At 61.7% G+C, this 14,081-nt stretch carries 16 protein-coding genes and 1 tRNA gene; 9 read left to right on the plus strand and 8 right to left on the minus strand.

The features are described 5' to 3' along the window. Positions 1 to 907: F0F1 ATP synthase subunit beta (atpD, locus tag PHS32_RS02720; RefSeq protein WP_301077260.1), on the plus strand; the 907-nt coding region annotated here is incomplete at its 5' end. 64 nt (positions 908 to 971) lie between these two features. Continuing rightward, the gene (locus tag PHS32_RS02725; RefSeq protein ID WP_301077261.1) at positions 972 to 1,388 is read left to right on the plus strand and encodes a F0F1 ATP synthase subunit epsilon; all 417 of its coding nucleotides are present in this window, start codon (positions 972 to 974) and stop codon (positions 1,386 to 1,388) included. 33 nt (positions 1,389 to 1,421) lie between these two features. Here the strand turns inward: PHS32_RS02725 and PHS32_RS02730 are convergent, their stop codons facing one another. From PHS32_RS02730 to PHS32_RS02740, 3 genes are all read right to left on the minus strand, one after another. Further along, positions 1,422 to 1,943, minus strand: a complete 522-nt coding sequence (locus PHS32_RS02730) for a TPM domain-containing protein (RefSeq protein WP_301077262.1) — start codon at positions 1,941 to 1,943, stop codon at positions 1,422 to 1,424. Further along, complete coding sequence (locus PHS32_RS02735) at positions 1,943 to 2,815, minus strand: TPM domain-containing protein (protein WP_301077420.1); 873 nt, start codon at positions 2,813 to 2,815, stop codon at positions 1,943 to 1,945. Before PHS32_RS02735 ends, PHS32_RS02730 begins: the two co-directional genes overlap by 1 nt. Before the next feature lie 74 nt (positions 2,816 to 2,889). Continuing rightward, a complete protein-coding gene (locus PHS32_RS02740) occupies positions 2,890 to 3,477 on the minus strand; it encodes a LemA family protein (RefSeq protein ID WP_301077263.1) in 588 nt (195 codons plus the stop codon). 218 nt (positions 3,478 to 3,695) lie between these two features. Between PHS32_RS02740 and PHS32_RS02745 the strand changes: the two genes are divergently transcribed. After that, positions 3,696 to 4,247, plus strand: coding sequence for a DUF2946 family protein (locus tag PHS32_RS02745; protein WP_301077264.1), 552 nt, complete (start codon positions 3,696 to 3,698; stop codon positions 4,245 to 4,247). A gap of 69 nt (positions 4,248 to 4,316) precedes the next feature. Here the strand turns inward: PHS32_RS02745 and PHS32_RS02750 are convergent, their stop codons facing one another. After that, entirely contained in the window at positions 4,317 to 4,871 is a 555-nt protein-coding gene (locus PHS32_RS02750) for a c-type cytochrome (protein WP_301077265.1), read from the minus strand. Positions 4,872 to 4,956: 85 nt separating this feature from the next. Here PHS32_RS02750 and PHS32_RS02755 point away from each other — a divergent pair. Both PHS32_RS02755 and PHS32_RS02760 read left to right on the plus strand, forming a co-directional pair. Further along, positions 4,957 to 5,032: transfer RNA gene (locus tag PHS32_RS02755), tRNA-Arg, on the plus strand. A gap of 274 nt (positions 5,033 to 5,306) precedes the next feature. Further along, a complete protein-coding gene (locus PHS32_RS02760) occupies positions 5,307 to 5,729 on the plus strand; it encodes a CBS domain-containing protein (protein WP_301077266.1) in 423 nt (140 codons plus the stop codon). Here PHS32_RS02760 and queA read toward each other — a convergent pair. Next, entirely contained in the window at positions 5,726 to 6,850 is a 1,125-nt protein-coding gene (gene queA, locus PHS32_RS02765) for a tRNA preQ1(34) S-adenosylmethionine ribosyltransferase-isomerase QueA (RefSeq protein ID WP_301077267.1), read from the minus strand. The genes PHS32_RS02760 and queA overlap by 4 nt on opposite strands. 165 nt (positions 6,851 to 7,015) lie before the next feature. On the opposite strand from queA, the gene recG reads away from it, so the two are divergent. Genes recG through ubiA form a run of 4 tightly spaced genes read left to right on the plus strand, consistent with a single transcriptional unit; the run spans position 7,016 to position 11,330 of the window. Next, positions 7,016 to 9,130 carry an ATP-dependent DNA helicase RecG gene (gene recG / locus PHS32_RS02770; protein WP_301077268.1) on the plus strand — a complete coding sequence of 705 codons (2,115 nt, stop codon included), beginning with the start codon at positions 7,016 to 7,018 and terminating at the stop codon, positions 9,128 to 9,130. Positions 9,131 to 9,165: 35 nt separating this feature from the next. Then, on the plus strand, positions 9,166 to 9,468 hold the full coding sequence (locus PHS32_RS02775) for a DUF2007 domain-containing protein (RefSeq protein ID WP_301077269.1): 303 nt from the start codon (positions 9,166 to 9,168) through the stop codon (positions 9,466 to 9,468). A gap of 31 nt (positions 9,469 to 9,499) precedes the next feature. Continuing rightward, entirely contained in the window at positions 9,500 to 10,453 is a 954-nt protein-coding gene (locus PHS32_RS02780) for a LysR substrate-binding domain-containing protein (RefSeq protein WP_301077270.1), read from the plus strand. A gap of 19 nt (positions 10,454 to 10,472) precedes the next feature. Then, positions 10,473 to 11,330, plus strand: coding sequence for a 4-hydroxybenzoate octaprenyltransferase (gene ubiA, locus PHS32_RS02785; protein ID WP_301077421.1), 858 nt, complete (start codon positions 10,473 to 10,475; stop codon positions 11,328 to 11,330). A 73-nt stretch (positions 11,331 to 11,403) separates the two neighbouring features. Here the strand turns inward: ubiA and PHS32_RS02790 are convergent, their stop codons facing one another. The 3 genes from PHS32_RS02790 to glpK all read right to left on the minus strand — a co-directional run bounded on the left by PHS32_RS02790 (position 11,404) and on the right by glpK (position 14,060). Then, positions 11,404 to 11,595: a hypothetical protein gene (locus PHS32_RS02790; RefSeq protein WP_301077271.1), complete on the minus strand. Its 192-nt coding sequence runs from the start codon at positions 11,593 to 11,595 to the stop codon at positions 11,404 to 11,406. Positions 11,596 to 11,703: 108 nt separating this feature from the next. Next, a complete protein-coding gene (gene proC / locus PHS32_RS02795; RefSeq protein WP_301077272.1) occupies positions 11,704 to 12,519 on the minus strand; it encodes a pyrroline-5-carboxylate reductase in 816 nt (271 codons plus the stop codon). A 50-nt stretch (positions 12,520 to 12,569) separates the two neighbouring features. Beyond that, entirely contained in the window at positions 12,570 to 14,060 is a 1,491-nt protein-coding gene (gene glpK / locus PHS32_RS02800) for a glycerol kinase GlpK (RefSeq protein WP_301077273.1), read from the minus strand. Between the last annotated feature and the right edge of the window lie 21 nt (positions 14,061 to 14,081).

The raw sequence follows: 14,081 nt of genomic DNA on the forward strand, positions 1-14,081 counted from the left end.
CATCGCCAAGGCCCACTCCGGTCTGTCGGTCTTTGCCGGCGTTGGCGAACGTACCCGCGAAGGCAACGACTTCTATCACGAGATGATGGACTCCGGCGTTGTCAACAGCAAGAACCTGGGCGAGTCGAAAGTGTCCATGGTGTACGGCCAGATGAACGAGCCGCCGGGCAACCGTCTGCGCGTGGCGCTGACCGGTCTGACCATTGCCGAGTCGTTCCGCGACGAAGGCAAGGACGTGCTGTTCTTCGTCGACAACATTTACCGCTTCACCCTGGCCGGCACCGAGGTCTCCGCGCTGCTGGGCCGGATGCCGTCGGCCGTCGGTTACCAGCCGACGCTGGCCGAGGAAATGGGCCGCTTGCAAGAGCGTATTACCTCCACCAAGGTCGGTTCCATCACGTCGATCCAGGCGGTTTACGTGCCGGCCGATGACTTGACCGACCCGTCGCCTGCCACCACTTTTGCCCACCTGGATTCCACCGTGGTGCTGAGCCGCGATATTGCCTCGCTGGGTATCTACCCGGCGGTGGACCCGCTGGACTCGACCAGCCGCCAGCTCGATCCCCTGGTGGTGGGTGCCGACCATTATGAAACCGCGCGTGCCGTGCAAGGTACCTTGCAGCGTTACAAGGAACTGCGCGACATCATCGCGATTCTGGGCATGGACGAACTGGCTCCGGAAGACAAGCTGGCGGTGGCGCGGGCTCGCAAGATCCAGCGTTTCCTGTCGCAGCCGTTCCACGTGGCTGAAGTGTTCACCGGCACGCCGGGCAAATACGTCAGCCTGGCCGAGACCATTCGCGGCTTCAAGATGATTGTGGCCGGCGAGTGCGATCATCTGCCCGAGCAGGCGTTCTACATGGTTGGCACGATCGACGAAGCGTTCGAAAAGGCCAAGAAAATCTAAATACCTTGCGGGATTGTCCGAAGGCGCGTAGCGGCAGGCTGGTCCCCAACAGATTAGGAATCCCATGAACACCATCCACGTCGATGTGGTCAGCGCCGAAGAATCCATCTTCTCCGGCGAGGCGCGTTTTGTAGCTTTGCCCGGTGAAGTGGGCGAGCTTGGCATTTACCCGCGTCACACTCCCCTGATCACGCGCATCAAGGCGGGCTCGGTGCGTATTGAAAAAGCCGATGGCAGCGAGGAATTCATCTTCGTCGCCGGCGGCATCCTGGAAGTGCAGCCCCAGTGCGTCACGGTGTTGTCCGACACCGCCATTCGTGGCAAGGATCTGGACGACGAGAAAGCCAACGAAGCGAAAGCTGCCGCGGAAGAAGCGATCAAGAACGCCAAGACCGATCTGGATCTGGCCAAGGCGACGTCCGAATTGGCCGTGATGGCGGCGCAGATCGCCGCCCTGCGCAAGTACCGTCAGAAAAAATAAGGCCAATCACCGGCGCTGTCGCCGCAGGACGGCTCAATTCAATACCGGGGCATCCGGTAATTCATTCGGATTGGTCTCGCCCGGCTGGAGCGGAAAGTGTTGCACCAACAGGGCCGACACTTCTTCCAGTGCCGTTGTCAGGCCGTCCTCGAACTGTCCTTGCCGGAATGCGCCGCGCATGCGCAAAACCATGGCTTGCCAGACCTTCGGCTCGACCACGTTGTTCAGCCCCCGATCAGCCACCAGCTCAATCGATCGCTCCGCCAGCAGCAGGTAAATCAGAACGCCGTTGTTGTGGGCGGTATCCCAGACCCGCAGTTTGCCAAACATCGTCAATGCGCGTTGCCGGGTGATCTGCCGCGTTGTTGCCTTGCGCCAGAGGTAGCTCAAGGGCAGACCGGCTTCGACGTAAATGCGAACTTCGCCGGAGTGGCGCTGCTCGCTGGCGGCCACGCGTTGCCCCAGCCGGCGCACCATGTCCGGCGGGATGGCGCGTTGCGTAGTGGCCCGGTCCAGCCAGCGGTGTTTCAGAATTCGTTGAATACGGCTCAGCATCACCAGTCTCCCGAGGCGCCGCCGCCGCCAAAATCGCCACCGCCGCCGGAACTGAAGCCACCGCCACCGCCGCTGCCGGAACTAAAACCGCCACCACCAGTCCCCCAGCCACCACCGGAGTGGCCGGAGCCCCAGCCGCCGCCACGAGTGACGTTCGAGAACAGCGCAAATAAAAGCGCCGCCACGCCCGCCAGGCCAGCAATCAGAAGACTGGAAGTGATGAACAGCGCCAGCGCCCCAACGGTCCCGCCGGTCGCCAGGGCACCCAACTTGGGACCCAGGACGGCGCGCGTCAGTGCGCCAACGATGGGCACCGCAAAAAAAGCAAAAATGGCCAGATCCATCCAATCGAAACCGAAACCGCTTTTGTTGCGTCGGGATTCGGAAGGGGGCGCCGGCAAGGCCTCGCCAGAGACGAGTTTCATGATTTGTTCCACGCCGGCGTCCAGTCCGCCGGCAAAATCGTTCTGCTTGAAGCGCGGAGCGATGGCTTGGTCGATGATGCGTTTGGCCGCCAGGTCGGGGACGGCACCTTCCAGCGTCTTGGCAACTTCAATGCGTACCTTATGGTCGTCCTTGGCCACCAGCAACAGCAAACCATCGCCAATTTCCTTGCGCCCGATTTCCCAGACGTTGGTGACGCGGTTGGCGTAACTGGCAATGTCCTCGGGTTGCGTGGTGGGCACCAGCAGCAACACGATTTGCGCGCCAGCGCTTTGTTCAAAGGCGGCCAGCTTGCTTTCAAGTTGCCGCAACTGCTCTGCGCTCAGCGTGTGGGTGGTGTCCATGACACGTCCGGTGAGCGCCGGCACCGCTTGTTGCGCCAACGCTGGCGCGAGCGACAGCAGGAGTCCACAGCACAGACCCGTCAGCCAGCGGCCCAAAACGGACAAGTGGTTCGACCAGGGAAGCAGCGCGGGCACGGATGGCTCCGGACTTGAGCCAGCTATTTCTTGTTGAAATCGACCACTGGCGGGGTGCTGATGGCGGCCTCATTCTGGACGGTGAAGTTGGGTTTGGTCTGGTAGCCGAACACCATGGCAGTCAGGTTGCTGGGGAAACTGCGGCTCAGCACGTTATAGTCCTGCACCGCCTTGATGTACCTGTTACGGGCCACCGTGACCCGGTTCTCGGTACCTTCGAGCTGGACCCGCAGATCTCGAAATCCTTCATTGGCTTTCAGGCTGGGGTAGCGCTCCGACACCACCATCAGACGGCTCAAGGCCGATCCCAGTTCGCCTTGCGCGGCCTGGAACTTCTGGAACGCTTGCGGGTCGTTCAAGGTTTCCGGCGTGACCTGGATCGAAGTGGCCTTGGCGCGCGCCTCTATCACCTTGGTCAGCGTTTCCTGTTCGAACGCGGCCTCGCCTTTGACCGTGGCCACAATATTGGGTACCAGATCGGCGCGGCGCTGGTACTGATTGAGCACTTCGCTCCAAGCCGACTTGGTTTGCTCATCGAGGCGTTGAAAATCGTTATAGCCGCACCCTGCCAGGGTAAGTGCGCTCATCAGGATCAGAAGCCAGCGTGTCATAGGTAACTCCAACTTGTGAAACGTAACAGTAGCACAAACCAGGTACCCAATCGCGATTTCCATTGAACAAAGGTTTGCCTTGACAAAAGCCTGCGCCGATTTCGCGGCAAAATGAAAGCTCTTCATAACCCGCATCATGTCCAAAGCCCAAAAACAAGCGGCCAACAGCAGTCGGTTGGTCGACCCCATTGAAGCCACTTTTGACACCAGGTAGCGCCATGGACCAGATCGTCAAACAAGCCATGGTCAAATGGCCCAACGTACCTCTTTGCTACGGCTGGCTGGGTCTGGACGCGCGCGGTAACTGGTATCTGCGCGACGACAGCGTTCAGGCCCGCGGACCTTTTTCGGAGGGTGTGGCGCCGAGCAAGGGCGCACTGTTAAAGCACGAGAAATTGATCGACTTCATAGGACGCAACTACCAAGCTGATGCACAGGGGCAGTGGTTTTTCCAGAATGGTCCGCAACGCGTTTACGTGGAACTGGAAGCCACACCCTTGATCTGGCGTGTCAATGGTGATTTGTCGGTGCAGGACCACAACGGCAGAGTGGCTCGCGTGCAAAACTGTCTGCTGGACGAGCAGGGTCGCCTGTACCTGCAGACCGATGCCGGTTTCGGTCTGGTCCATAGCCTGGACATGGTGCATGCGGCAGACGCCGTCGAACAGGGTTTGTGGGCGCCGCAGGCAGTGCTTGGCGCCGATTTGCCGCGGCGTTTCGGCTATGTGACGAGCCCGCAAATGCGGCAAGGAATGATGTCTCCGGTGTAGCCCGAACCTGGGCGCAGGCCAAAAAAAAGCCGGTCCATGACCGGCTTTTGCGGTTGCATGCCAGCTGGCTTATTTGGCCGCTGAAGCCGCCGCAGACGCCGCCTCGGCCGGAGTCGCGGCTGCCTTGGGTTCTTCGAACTTGGCACCGGCGGCATTGGCCATGTAAACCACGGCGCGGCCGATTTCCAGCGTTTCAAAGTTACCGCCGCCCTGCGGGGCCATGGCATTCTTGCCTTTGACGGCGGAGTTCAACAGTGCCTCATAGCCGGTTTTGATGCGCGGTGCCCAGGCCGCGGCGTCACCAAACTTGGGTGCGCCGACAAGCCCGGCACTGTGACAGGTGGTGCACTGGGCCTTGAAGACTTCCTCGCCGGTCTTGAGCGGCCGGTTGGCATCGCGAATTTCGATGCTGCCGATTTTCTGGATGCGGGCCGTCACGGCTTGCTCAAGGTCGACTGCGCCAGCAGCCGGTTTGTCGGCTGAAGTCACGTAGTAGACGATGCCGATAATCACGAAAATGGGGAGTACAAAAGAGAAGAAAACGGTAAGCAGCAACTGCTTGGGGTTTTTGATGGGGCCGCTGTGGGCCTCATCGTCAACTGAGGCGAGGTGGTTGTCACTCATGGTGTTCTCGGGTGTGGGGGCGTGAAAGGAGCCGCGATTATAGCGGCCACCCCTGCGAAAGCACCTACAATGCGGGCTCGGGAAAGCGGCTGTAGCTCAGTGGATAGAGTATTGGCCTCCGAAGCCAAGGGTCGTGGGTTCGATCCCCGCCAGCCGCACCATTACAACGCGCCATCAAGCAAATTGGCAGCGCGCTCCTGATCGTCATTGACCTGGCGCTGATGCCTGCCACGGAGTGCCCAGCCATCCGATTGGCACTTTGGGTTTACCCGCGCAAAACTGAAAAATCCGAGCTGCCTGTCTTTCGAATTACCCTGCCGCGCGCTAGGGCTTTTGATGAAGCGCGATCAGCTTGATGAATTGCCGTACGCGACGGTTGACATAGGTCAAAGAAGTAATTCGAAAGGTAGTTAGCATTTACCTTTGGAGGCTGCTATGTTTGATCAACCCATCAAAAACATCATGGAGAAGAAGAAATTTCTTACTGCTCCACCAGAGACAACCGTTAGTAATGCCGCCAAGCTGATGGCACACAAAAATGTAGGCGCCGTCTTGGTCGTCGAAGGCGAACGCCTGGTCGGTATTTTTTCCGAGCGCGACGTCGTGTTCCGCGTCATCGCACAAGGGCTGGATGCCAAAATCACCAAGCTGACCGAGGTCATGACCAAGGAGCCCAAGACCTTGGAGCCTGGCAGATCCTACGGACACGCCCTGCTTCTGATGCAGGAGAACGGTTTTCGCCATGTCCCGGTGGTTGAAAATGGCCGCCCGATTGGCATCGTCTCGTCGCGCAATGCGATGGACCCAGATCTGGAAGAGTTTGTTTTTGAAGAACGGCGGCGCGAACACCATCGCTAGCGGTCTGAATTGCGGGGCGTGGCAAGGGTTAGCAGCATGGCGTCGCCATAGCTGAAAAAGCGGTAATTTTCGGCAATCGCGTACCGGTACAAGGCCATGATAGGGTCGTAGCCGGCAAACGCGCTCACCAGCATCATCAGGCTGGATTTGGGCAGGTGAAAGTTGGTTACCAGCAGGTCTACCAGTTTGAAGTCAAATCCCGGTGTGATGAAAATACGCGTGTCGCCTATGGTCTGGCCGCTGGCCGGATCCCCGTCTTTCATTGAACTTGCCCAGGATTCCAGCGCCCGCACGGTGGTGGTGCCAACCGCCACCACGCGGCCACCGCGGGCGCGGCAATCGGCAATCGCGCGCTGGGTGCTGGCGGGCACCTCATACCATTCGCTGTGCATCTGGTGCTCCGCCAGGTTTTCGGTTTTGACCGGTTGAAAGGTACCGGCGCCCACATGCAGCGTGACGTGGGCGCGCTCGATACCGGCGGCTTCAAAGGCGGCAAGCAGGGCGTCATCAAAATGCAGCGCGGCGGTGGGCGCGGCGACGGCCCCGGGGTTCTTGGCGAACACGGTCTGGTAACGCGCTGCATCCTCAACCGAATCGCCGTGCTTGATATAGGGCGGCAGCGGCACATGGCCATGACGCTCCATCAGCGTATAGGGGTCGTCGCCGGCGTCGTTGCTGAGCACGAATCGAAAAAGCGCCCCGTTGGCGTCCGGCCAGCGACCCAGCAGCGTGGCCTGCAACTTGTCGTGGCTGCCGGGCGCACCGGTCAGAGTCAGCGTGGTGCCGGCTTCCGGCTTTTTGCTGACCCGCATCTGGGCTGCCACCCGATTGCCGCCCAACACCCGCTCGATCAAAAGTTCGAGCTTGCCGCCACTGGGTTTCTCTCCAAAGAAGCGAGCCTTGATGACCTTGGTATCGTTGAAGACCAACAGATCGCCGCGGCGCAGTTGAGCTGGCAGATCCCGAAAGATCCGGTCCACCGGCGTCGCCCCGGTGCCGTCGAGCAGGCGCGAACCGCTGCGCTCGGCGGCAGGGCGCTGGGCGATCAGCGCTTCGGGTAACACGAAGTCGAAGTCGCTCAAGGTGAATTGGCGGGCGGCGCGGGGAACAGACGTTGACATGATGCTTGAGGGTCGGACAAACCCGTACCAAGTTGAAAGATCAGGGCCGAATTGTCCCATGTCTGAAGAGGCAATATTTCCATTGCCGTCGAACGGGAAAGCAGTTTTACCGGAGGCCGGGCTGGTGCAGGCCCCAACCTGTGAAGGAACAGGCAAAATCCAAGCATGAATCCGCCAGCTGCCAAATTGCCGACGCCAGCGCTGACCGGCCCGCAAAAGGCGTTGCGCAAGCTCGGTCTGCTGCGGCCGATTGACCTGGCCTTGCACTTGCCGCTGCGTTACGAGGATGAAACCCGCATCGTCAAACTGTGCGATGTGCGCGATGGCGATCTGGCCCAGATCGAGGGCGTGGTAACCGCCTGCGAGGTGCGTCCCATGGGTCGCCGCCAGTTGCTGGTGACGCTTGACGATGGTTCCGACACGTGCACGCTGCGCTTCTTCAGCTTTTACCCGTCACAGCAACAAGCCCTGGCAGTCGGCAAGCGGATCCGGGCACGCGGCGAAATCAGGGGTGGGTTCCTGGGGCGGCAGATGCTGCACCCGGCATTCAAGGCCGCTGATGGCGAGCTGGCGGTGGCGCTGACGCCGGTCTACCCGAGCGTGGCCGGTCTGCCGCAGGCGTATTTGCGGCGGGCGGTGCAAGGGGGACTGGCGCGTGCCGATCTGACAGAAACGCTGCCACCCCACAATCTGGAAAGCATCGGTCCGGGTTCCCGCTGGAGTCTGCGTGAGGCCTTGTTCTTTTTGCACAACCCGACGCCCGACGTGAAACTGGCGACGCTGGAGGACCACAGCCACCCGGCCTGGCAACGGCTCAAGCTGGAGGAGTTGCTGGCGCAACAGCTGTCGCAATTACAGGCCAAACGCGAGCGCGCCGGGCTGCGTGCGCCAGAGCTGAAGACGGTTCACCAGTCGGCCGATGGGGGCTTGCCGTTGCCGCAGCAATTGCTTTCGGCGCTGCCTTTTGTGCTGACGCCGGCGCAGCGCCGTGTCAGCGAGGAAATCAAACGCGACCTGGCGCGTTCGGTGCCCATGCACCGGCTGCTGCAAGGCGACGTCGGTTCCGGCAAAACCGTGGTGGCGGCGCTGGCTGGAGCCATTTGCGTGGACGCCGGCCGGCAGTGCGCTTTGATGGCGCCGACCGAAATTCTGGCTCAGCAGCACTTCTCCAAACTGATTGGCTGGCTTGAACCGCTGGGCGTCAAAACGGCCTGGCTGACCGGTAGCCAAAAAGCCAAGGAGCGGCGTCAGATGCTGGCACTGATTGCCAGTGGCGAGGCTTCCTTGGTGGTGGGCACGCATGCCATCATCCAGGACAAGGTTGTGTTCAAAAACCTGGCGCTGGCCATCATTGACGAGCAACACCGCTTTGGCGTGGCCCAGCGGCTGGCCTTGCGCAGCAAGCTCGACGAGGGCGATCAGGAGCCCCATCTGCTGATGATGACCGCGACCCCGATTCCCCGCACCTTGGCGATGAGCTACTACGCGGACCTGGACGTCTCCACCCTTGATGAGCTGCCGCCGGGGCGCACTCCTGTTGTTACCAAGCTGGTGAGCGACACGCGCCGCGACGAGGTGATTGCGCGCATCAGCGCCCAGTTGGCGCAGGGCAGACAGGTGTATTGGGTCTGTCCCTTGATTGAAGAGAGCGAAGCGCTCGATCTGGTCAACGCCACCGAGACGCACGCGCAACTGAGCGCGGCTTTGCAAGGCGCTCCGGCCTACCGGGGTGCGCCAGTACGGGTCGGCTTGCTGCATTCACGCATGCCGGTGGCTGAAAAGAAAGCAGTGATGGCCATGTTCACCGGTGGCCAACTGGGTGTGCTGGTCAGTACCACCGTGATCGAAGTCGGGGTCGATGTGCCCAATGCCTCCCTGATGGTGATCGAGCATGCGGAACGCTTTGGCCTGTCGCAGTTGCACCAGCTGCGCGGCCGGGTCGGGCGCGGCGCGGCGGCATCGGCCTGCGTGCTGTTGTATTCCACTGGCGACGCCTCCCGGCTCGGGGAAACGGCACGCGAGCGTCTCAAGGCGATGGTCGAGACCGACGATGGTTTCGAGATCGCCCGGCGCGATCTGGAAATTCGCGGCCCCGGCGAGTTTCTGGGCGCCCGCCAGTCGGGTGCGGCGCTGCTGCGCTTTGCCGACCTGGCCACCGACACGGCGTTGCTGGCGTCGGCGCGCCGCCTGGCCTCCCTGATGCTTGACCAGTATCCTGCGTTGGTCGACCAGCACATTGCGCGCTGGTTGGGCGGCAAGGCAGATTATTTGAAGGCCTGAGGCGGGCTTGCGCTACCCGTATAGGCTTAGGCACCATGCTTCGTTTGACCCAAGCCCCCAACCTGGCGATCGCCACGCTATGGGCCGACGCACTTGCCGCCGAGGGCATCGCCAGCAGCGTGCAACGCCAGTACCTGGCCGGTGTGGCCGGCGAACTGCCGCCGGACCAATGTCTGCCGGAGGTCTGGATCGCGCATCCGGCGCAGGAGCCCAGAGCGCGTGAACTGCTGTACCACTTGCAGCATGTGCCGCAGCATCGGTGGCACTGTCGCTGCGGCGAACTGGTGGAAGGCGGTTTCGAGCAGTGCTGGAATTGCGGCAGCTTGATGCCGCGCTGAGGCGTTTGCGCACTGGTAGGACAATAGCGCCATGACCCTGACCGAACTCAAATACATCGTGGCGGTGGCGCGCGAACGCCATTTTGGCAAGGCGGCGGACGCCTGCTTTGTGTCCCAGCCGACGCTGTCGGTGGCCGTCAAGAAACTCGAAGAGGAACTCGACATCAAACTGTTCGAGCGCAGTGCCAACGAGGTTTCGGTGACCCCCCTGGGGGAAGAAATCGTGCGCCAGGCGCAAAGCGTGCTGGAGCAGGCGGCCAGTATCAAGGAGATTGCGAAGCGCGGCAAGGACCCGCTGGCCGGGTCGCTCACGCTGGGCTTGATCTACACCATAGGCCCCTACCTGCTGCCCGATCTGGTGCGCCAGATAATTGCCCACACGCCACAAATGCCACTGATCCTGCAAGAAAATTTCACTTTCAAGCTGCTTGAGATGTTGCGTACCGGGGAGCTCGACTGCGCCATTTTGGCCGAGCCTTTCCCGGATGCCGGCCTGGCCATCGCCCCCCTTTATGACGAGCCCTTCTTGGCGGCGTTTCCCAGCCACCACCCGTTGGCCGCGCATCACGAAGTCAGCACCGAGGAACTGAAACGCGAGACCATGCTGCTGTTGGGCAGCGGTCATTGTTTTCGCGACCATGTGCTGGAAGTTTGCCCGGAGTTTGCCCGCTTTTCCAGCCAGACGGAGGGCCTTCGCAGGAACTTCGAAGGCTCATCCCTGGAGACCATCAAGCACATGGTGGCGGCCGGCATGGGTGTCACCCTGGTGCCGCGCCTGAGCGTGCCGAAAGAAGCGCTGACGTCCAAGCCGCGGCGCAAGCGCGATGAAGATCCCTATATCAAATACCTTCCTTTTGCCGGCGATCCACCAACCCGGCGCGTGGTCCTGGCCTGGCGTCGCAGCTTTACCCGCTACGAGGCCATTGCGGCCTTGCGCAATGCAATTTACGCCTGCGAGTTGCCGGGCGTGAAGCGTTTATCTTGAGAGTCATGGCGTGAAATCTATTTATCCCCGTCTTGTCCTGTACCTCGATCTGGTTCGCTGGAACCGGCCGGCCGGCTGGCTACTGCTGCTGTGGCCGACCTTGAGCGCACTGTGGATTGCCGCCAACGGCTTCCCGGGCTGGCATCTGCTGTCGGTATTTACATTGGGTACCATTTTGATGCGCAGTGCCGGCTGCTGCTTCAACGACGTCGCCGACCGCGAATTCGACCGGCATGTCAAACGCACGCAAGCGCGCCCGGTAACCACCGGTGCCGTGTCGGTCAAAGAGGCGCTGCTACTGGGTGCCGTGCTGGCGCTGCTGGCCTTCGCGCTGGTGCTCAGCACCAACGCCGCAACCATTGGCTGGTCGTTCGCGGCGCTCGCCATCGCCTTGATCTACCCTTACGCCAAACGATTTTTTGCAATGCCGCAAGCGGTGTTGGGCGTGGCCTTCAGCTTTGGCATTCCGATGGCTTTTTCCGCGGTACAGGCCACGGTTCCGCTGCTGGCCTGGGTCTTGTTGCTGGGCAATCTGTTCTGGGTCCTGGCCTACGACACCGAGTACGCCATGGTGGACCGGGATGACGACCTGGCCATTGGCATGAAAACATCGGCCATCACCTTGGGCCAATGGGACGTTCCGGCGGTGATGCTCAGCTACCTTGTCTATTTGGTGGTTTGGGATGTGGCGCTCATGCCGTATGCGCAAGGCACCTGGTCTTACCTGGCATTTACGCTGGCCTTTGGGCAGGTGGCCTGGCATTACACACTGATTCGCGACCGCTCGCGCGCCGGTTGTTTCAGGGCATTTCGCCTGAACCACTGGCTCGGCTTCACCCTGTTTGCCGGTATCGCGGCGAGTTACGCCTTGAAGTGAAAATACCGCCCGGGTCGGCGGCTTGGGTAGGCAAGGGCAGCCGTTTTTCAACGCTGCGCCGGCACCGCGAGGATCACTGCGTTGGCGCGCTGCTGGATTTTTTGGTTTTGGCCTTTTTCTTGGCTTTCGACTTGGCTTTGGCTTTACTGCCTTTCTTGGCATGTTTGACCTGGGTCGTTGTTGCAGCCGATGCCGGAGTGGAGATGACAGCCAGCGGCATGGCGATCAGGGCGGCGCTGATGAGCGCGGTAAGCAGTTTTTTCATGAATCGGTCCTGTCGGTAAAGAAGAGGTGGGTCGCCGTCGCGTACTCGCGGTCGGATGACTGTGGGCACGAGCCCTTGTAACGTTTGGCAGCCACTGCCGGTTTACTCTCAGGCAGCGCCAAACTCATCGCCCAGTTCCTTGGCGCGTTGGCGCGCGGCGTAAATCGCGTTGATCAACTGGGCTTGAACGTCGTCGTCTTCCAGCGACGAGAGGGCGGCATAAGTGGTGCCGCCTTTGGAGGTGACGCGCTGGCGCAAGACTTTGGGCGGCTCGCTGGCGCTGCGTGCCAGCTCACCGGCGCCAATGAAGGTGGCCACGGTCAAGCGGTGGGCTTGCTCGCGCGTGAGGCCCATTTCGGTGCCGGCGGTGGTCATGGCCTCCATGAAATAGAACATGTAAGCCGGGCCGGACCCGGACAAGGCGGTCACCGCGTCGAGTTTCTCCTCGGCGTCCAGCCACAGAAACTCGCCGGTCGTCTGCATCACCTGGCCGACCCAGTCCTTGTCTTCGCTGCTCACCGCCGGCCGCGCGAACAGGGCGCTGATGCCTTTGCCGATCAGGGCCGGTGTATTGGGCATGGCGCGCACCACGCGCTCGGTGCCCAGCCAGCGTGCGATGCTGTCGCTGCGAATACCGGCCGCCACGCTCAGGTGCAAGGCGTTTGAGGTGTGCGGGCAAGCCAGCAGCGCGGCCTCCTTGAAGGTTTGCGGCTTGACGGCCCAGATGACCATGTCGGCCTGATCCAAAAACTTGCCGGGTTGCGCTCGGGCGTTCAGACCGTAGCTGCTTTTCAATTTCTCCCGGGCCTCGGCGAACGGTTCCACCACGTCAATCTGGCTCGCTGCAAAGCCCTGGCCGATCAAGCCGCCGATGATGGCGCGGGCCATGTTGCCGCCGCCGATGAATGCAATACGTTTGCTCATGAATCTCCTTGGGGATCGCCACAGGCTGTGGCGTTAAGGCGTGAGTCTAATCAAAGTACCGTTTGTCTGACGGCATGCTCCCAGCGCTGCATCAATTCCCTGGCGCGCTCGGTCTCCAGTGTTGGTAAAAAGCGCCGTTCCGATCGCCACAGGGTAGCCAGTTCGTCGGTGCTCTGGTAGACGCCGGTGGCCAGGCCCGCCAGGTAGGCGGCACCCAGCGCGGTGGTTTCGGTGACTGCCGGACGCACCACTGGAATGCCCAGCAAATCGGCCTGAAACTGCATCAGCAGATCATTGACGCAGGCGCCGCCGTCAACCCGGAGTTCGGCCACCGTGGCTTCGCCCGCCGCCACGGTGTCCCGGCTCATGGCTTGCAGCAGGGCGGCACTTTGATAGGCAATGCTTTCCAGCGCCGCGCGCGCAATGTGCGCCAGGGTGGTGCCGCGCGTCAGGCCGGTAATGGTGCCGCGGGCATCCGGCTTCCAGTACGGTGCGCCCAGTCCGGTGAAGGCGGGCACCACCATCACGCCGCCGGCGTCCGGCACACTTTCAGCCAGCGCCTGCACTTCGCTGCTGCTGGGGATGGCGCGCAAGCCGTCGCGCAGCCACTGCACCACGGCACCGCCCACAAACACGCTGCCTTCAAGGGCGAACGCGGGCTGCGCGGAAGGTTGCGCCGCGCTGGTCGTGATCAAGCCGTTGTCAGAGGTTCGGGACTGGTCCCCGGTGTGCATCAGCATGAAGCAACCCGTGCCATAAGTGTTTTTCACCATCCCGGCCTTGAAGCAGGCCTGGCCGAACAAGGCGCTTTGCTGGTCGCCCGCGACACCGCCAATGGGAATGGCATGACCCAGCAGCGTGGGGCTGACCTCGCCGTACAGGGCGCTCGATGGTTTGACGCTGGGCAGCATGTTGGACGGAATGTCCAGCGCCTGCAGCAACGCCGGGTCCCACTGGTTGTTGTGGATATTGAACAGCATGGTGCGCGACGCATTGCTCACATCGGTGGCGTGAACGGTGCCGCCGGTGAGGCGCCAGATCAGCCAGCTATCGACCGTGCCGAACAGCAGTTCGCCATCGGCCGCCTGCTGGCGGGCCCCTGGCACATGGTCCAGCAGCCATTTCAGCTTGGTGCCGGAAAAATAAGCATCCACCCGCAATCCTGTTTTGGCCTGGATCATGTCGGCCAGGCCGCGCTGGCGCAGGGCAACGCAAGTGGGTTCGGCGCGCCGGTCCTGCCAGACGATGGCATGGTGAATCGGCAAACCTGTATGGCGGTTCCAGACCAGCGTGGTTTCACGCTGGTTGGTGATGCCCAGCGCGCGCACATCGCGGGCCTGAATGCCGGCCTTGGCCAGCGCCTGGCGCGCGGTGGCAAGCTGGGTACGCCAGATCTCCTGCGGGTCGTGCTCCACCCAGCCTGGTTGCGGGTAGATTTGCGCCAGTTCCTGCTGTGCCTGCGCCACGACATGCCCCTTGGCGTTGAACACAATGCTGCGGGAACTGGAGGTGCCCTGGTCCAGGGCAAGCAGATAAGTCATGAGCGCACCATTGAAAAGAGA

Source organism: Rhodoferax sp., from assembly GCF_028714215.1.
Classification (GTDB): Bacteria; Pseudomonadota; Gammaproteobacteria; order Burkholderiales; family Burkholderiaceae_C; genus Rhodoferax.

What these genes read in the sequence shown, in the direction of transcription:
- PHS32_RS02775 (WP_301077269.1), top strand. Translation starts at nt 9,166, where the DNA reads ATGCTTCGTTTGACCCAAGCCCCCAACCTGGCGATCGCCACGCTATGG.
- PHS32_RS02740 (WP_301077263.1), bottom strand. Translation starts at nt 3,477, where the DNA reads ATGACACGCTGGCTTCTGATCCTGATGAGCGCACTTACCCTGGCAGGG.
- glpK (WP_301077273.1), bottom strand. Translation starts at nt 14,060, where the DNA reads ATGACTTATCTGCTTGCCCTGGACCAGGGCACCTCCAGTTCCCGCAGC.
- proC (WP_301077272.1), bottom strand. Translation starts at nt 12,519, where the DNA reads ATGAGCAAACGTATTGCATTCATCGGCGGCGGCAACATGGCCCGCGCC.
- PHS32_RS02725 (WP_301077261.1), top strand. Translation starts at nt 972, where the DNA reads ATGAACACCATCCACGTCGATGTGGTCAGCGCCGAAGAATCCATCTTC.
- queA (WP_301077267.1), bottom strand. Translation starts at nt 6,850, where the DNA reads ATGTCAACGTCTGTTCCCCGCGCCGCCCGCCAATTCACCTTGAGCGAC.
- PHS32_RS02745 (WP_301077264.1), top strand. Translation starts at nt 3,696, where the DNA reads ATGGACCAGATCGTCAAACAAGCCATGGTCAAATGGCCCAACGTACCT.
- PHS32_RS02790 (WP_301077271.1), bottom strand. Translation starts at nt 11,595, where the DNA reads ATGAAAAAACTGCTTACCGCGCTCATCAGCGCCGCCCTGATCGCCATG.
- PHS32_RS02750 (WP_301077265.1), bottom strand. Translation starts at nt 4,871, where the DNA reads ATGAGTGACAACCACCTCGCCTCAGTTGACGATGAGGCCCACAGCGGC.
- recG (WP_301077268.1), top strand. Translation starts at nt 7,016, where the DNA reads ATGAATCCGCCAGCTGCCAAATTGCCGACGCCAGCGCTGACCGGCCCG.
- PHS32_RS02780 (WP_301077270.1), top strand. Translation starts at nt 9,500, where the DNA reads ATGACCCTGACCGAACTCAAATACATCGTGGCGGTGGCGCGCGAACGC.
- PHS32_RS02760 (WP_301077266.1), top strand. Translation starts at nt 5,307, where the DNA reads ATGTTTGATCAACCCATCAAAAACATCATGGAGAAGAAGAAATTTCTT.
- PHS32_RS02730 (WP_301077262.1), bottom strand. Translation starts at nt 1,943, where the DNA reads ATGCTGAGCCGTATTCAACGAATTCTGAAACACCGCTGGCTGGACCGG.